The organism is Nevskia soli (assembly GCF_903970205.1).
Taxonomy (GTDB): Bacteria; Acidobacteriota; Terriglobia; order Bryobacterales; family Bryobacteraceae; genus Bog-113.
Genome location: NZ_CAJCHS010000302.1, coordinates 1 through 3,313, shown reverse-complemented (window position 1 = coordinate 3,313; position 3,313 = coordinate 1). Strand labels below are relative to the sequence as shown.

The window sequence follows — 3,313 nt, the reverse complement described above, 5'->3', positions numbered from 1 at the left end:
ACGATCGCTTCGCCTTTGACCTCGTCCGGGACGCCGATGACTGCCGCTTCAGAGACGGCGGGGTGCGACGTCAAGGCGTCTTCTACTTCCGCCGGACCTACTTTGCGTCCGGCGACATTCATCGATTCATCGGCGCGGCCGTGCAGGAACCAGCATCCATCGGAATCTACGCTGGCCCAGTCGCCGTGATCCCACCAGCCGGGAAAACGCGACCAATAGGATTTGAGATACCGTTCGGGGTCGCGCCAGATACCGCGCGTCATGGACGGCGCAGGTTTGGTGCATACGAGATGTCCGGTTTCGCCGCGCACCGGTTGACCGCTGCTGTTGACGACCTCCGCGGCCATGCCGGGCGCGGGTGCCCCTAGAGTACAGGACTTCAACGGTTGGATCGGTAAGGGGAACAGGAAGCAGCCGATAATCTCGGTGCCGCCGGAGATATTGATGATCGGGCAGCGCTTGCCCCCGATCTGCTCGAAGAACCAACGATAGGAAACGTCGTCCCATGGCTCGCCAGTGGAGCCGAGTAGCCGTAACGCGCTCAGGTCGAACTTACTTGGATCGCTAGACCGCATCAATGCGCGAATTAGTGTCGGAGAGACGCCGAAGGTAGTGATCCGCTCGCGCTCCAAAGTACGCCAGAGGCGATCAGGGTCAGGCCAATCCGGCGCGCCGTCGTACATGAAAATCGTACCGCCGAAATGGTGGTTGCCGATGATCGACCACGGGCCCATCATCCAACCAATATCGGAGAGCCAGAAGAATCGATCGGAGTCCTGATGGTCGAAGGCGAGGTAGATCTCTTTCGCGGTTTGTATCAGGGCACCGGCGTGGGTGTGGACGACACCTTTCGGTTTGCCGGTAGTGCCGCTCGTATAGAGCATGAGCGCGGGGGCTTCGGAATCCATCGGCATTGAGGCGCAATGGCGTTCCGATCCGCGCGGGAGTTCTTCGAAGATATGTTCAACCGCCGGGCAATTCGCGGCGGCTTCGCGGACCTTCTCGACTAATGACAGCCGCTTGCCACGCCGTGTGAGATGCGATGCCGTGAACACAACGCGGGCGCCCGAGTCTCTAAGTCGCGATTCGATGGCGCCTACGCCGAAGCCGGCGAAGATCAGGACCGGAACGAGACCTAACTTGAAGCAGGCGTAGAGTACGGTAACTACATCCGCAACCATCGGCATCACGAGAGCGACGCGATCGCCGGGTTGTAAGTCTAACTCGCGAAGTGCGTTCGCTGCCTGGTTGACTTCACGTGCAAGTTCGGCGAAGGTCAGCTCGCGGCGCGTGCCGTCTTCCGATTCGGAGACGATCGCCGTGCGATTGGCGCGTACGCCTCGGACGTGGCGATCGAGTGTGTTCGAAGCAATGTTCAGCTTCGCGCCGATGTACCAGCGCGCCCATTCGACGCCCCGCGATGCATCCAGTACCTTGGTGAACGGAGCGAACCATTCAATGCTGAGTTCGACGGCGAGGTCGCCCCAAAAATCGGTTAAGTTATCGACCGAGTAGCGCAGGAACTCTTCGCGGTCGGAAAAGCCGAGGCGCTGCATGTAGCGCCAGACGTTGGTCGCGCGGGCGAACTCGGGCGTCGGTTGCCAGATCCACTCGCTCATGCTTCACGCTTTAGGGCGCGTCAGTTCGAAGCGGTCGCGCGTGCGCGAATAGGAGCCCGGTCCGCCCATACGTCCGATCGCATGCAGACGGTCGGGATCGATCTTAAAGCCGTCCACGATCCGATCGTCGATGTGGAAGCGAAGAACTTCACCGAGTACAAGACTTCCGCCGGCGGGCTTCGAACTAACTTCGACAATCTGAGTCAGCCGGCATTCCATATTCACGCTGGATTCCGCTACCCTGGGCGCGCCAACGCAATCGCTCGGGATGGGAGTTAGTCCCGATACGGCGAACTCATCGACTTCCGGCGGATACTCACCGGAAGTCAGGTTCATTTGCGCGGAAATCTCTTCGGAGACTATGTTGACAACGAACTCACGCGTTTCGCGAATGTTGGCGAGGGTGTCTTTGCCAGACCCGTCCGGTTTGACCATCGGACAGAACGCCAGCACGGGTGGATTCGCGCTGGCGCAAGTAAAGAAACTAAACGGCGCTAAGTTATAAGTACCCGACGCGCTCACCGTGGAGACGAATGCGATGGGCCGCGGGACAATCGCGCCGATGAGTAACTTGTAAATATCCTGCGGATTGGCTGTAGCCGGGTCTACCTTCAGCGTCCGCCTCCATTACGGTGCGCGCCGACAGGCTCCGGTTCGCTATCTTCCATTTTGGCGCCCATCCAACTCTTCCAGTAGTCCTTCCATTCGACCTTCTCACCTTCGGGCAGCACGTGGATCGGGTTCAATCCGTCGAGCATCACCGCGCTTTCATCTGTATGGGTGCGCTTCTTCTGATTCAGCAGCGCTTTGGGATGCGGCCCGTGATGGATGCCGCGCGGATGCAGCGTGGCGTAGCCCGCTTTGACGTTATCGCGACTAAAGAAATCGCCGTCATGGTAGAAGATGAACTCGTCGTAATCGGTGTTGCGATGGAAGAAGGGGACGCGCAGGGCGTCTTCATCCTGCTCGAGCGGACGCGGCAGGAAGCTGCAGACCACAGCGCCTTCGGTGACGAACGAAGTGTGGGCGCTGGGTGGCAGGTGCGCGCGGGCACTTAGGATAGGCCGAATGTCGCGCATGTTGATTTTCCAGACGGTAAGGTCGCCCTTCCAGCCAATGACATCGAGCGGATTGAAAGGATAGAACACGCTGGAGAATTCGCCTTCGACTTTGATGCGGACTTCCCATTCCGTGCGGCCCGGCTCGTCGGCGGGAGCTTGCGGTTCGGGCGTCGTGATGGCGGCCGGATCATAAAGCGCGTGTTGTCCGATCAGACCTTTTTCGGGCTGCTCGAATTCGTGCTTCGACTCGATAATCAGGAAGAAGTTATCCGTAGTCTCGGGCACGATGCGGTAAGTGACGGCGCGCGGCAGGTTGATGTAATCGCCCTTCTCGAATAGGATGGGGCCGAAGTCAGTTTCGATGACGCCGTTGCCGCGATGGACGAAAAGCAGCTCGTCGCCGTCCGCGTTTCGCATGAAGAACGGCATAGGTTTCGACCGGCGCGACACGATGACTTTCACATCGTCGTTGCCCAGGAACGCTGACGGCGCGCCTTGCGGGTCGTTCAAGTCCGTGGGCGTGAGCTTGTTGAGATCGAACAGATGCGGGCGGAGTTTGCCTTCGAAACGGATCCAGCCGGTGGGCGGATTCCGGTGATAAAGGTGCGCGCTTTTGCCGTAGAAACCCTTGCG

At 59.5% G+C, this 3,313-nt stretch carries 3 protein-coding genes; all 3 read right to left on the bottom strand.

The window, feature by feature from the left end:
• A partial coding sequence (locus H1Y01_RS13285; protein ID WP_180540997.1) for an AMP-binding protein occupies window positions 1-1,619 on the bottom strand: 1,619 nt, incomplete at its 3' end.
• Between the two features lie 3 nt (window positions 1,620-1,622).
• Window positions 1,623-2,174, bottom strand: coding sequence for a flavin reductase family protein (locus H1Y01_RS13280; protein WP_367399789.1), 552 nt, complete (start codon window positions 2,172-2,174; stop codon window positions 1,623-1,625).
• A 56-nt stretch (window positions 2,175-2,230) separates the two neighbouring features.
• The coding region (locus H1Y01_RS13275) for a homogentisate 1,2-dioxygenase (protein WP_180540996.1) at window positions 2,231-3,313 on the bottom strand (1,083 nt) is incomplete at its 5' end.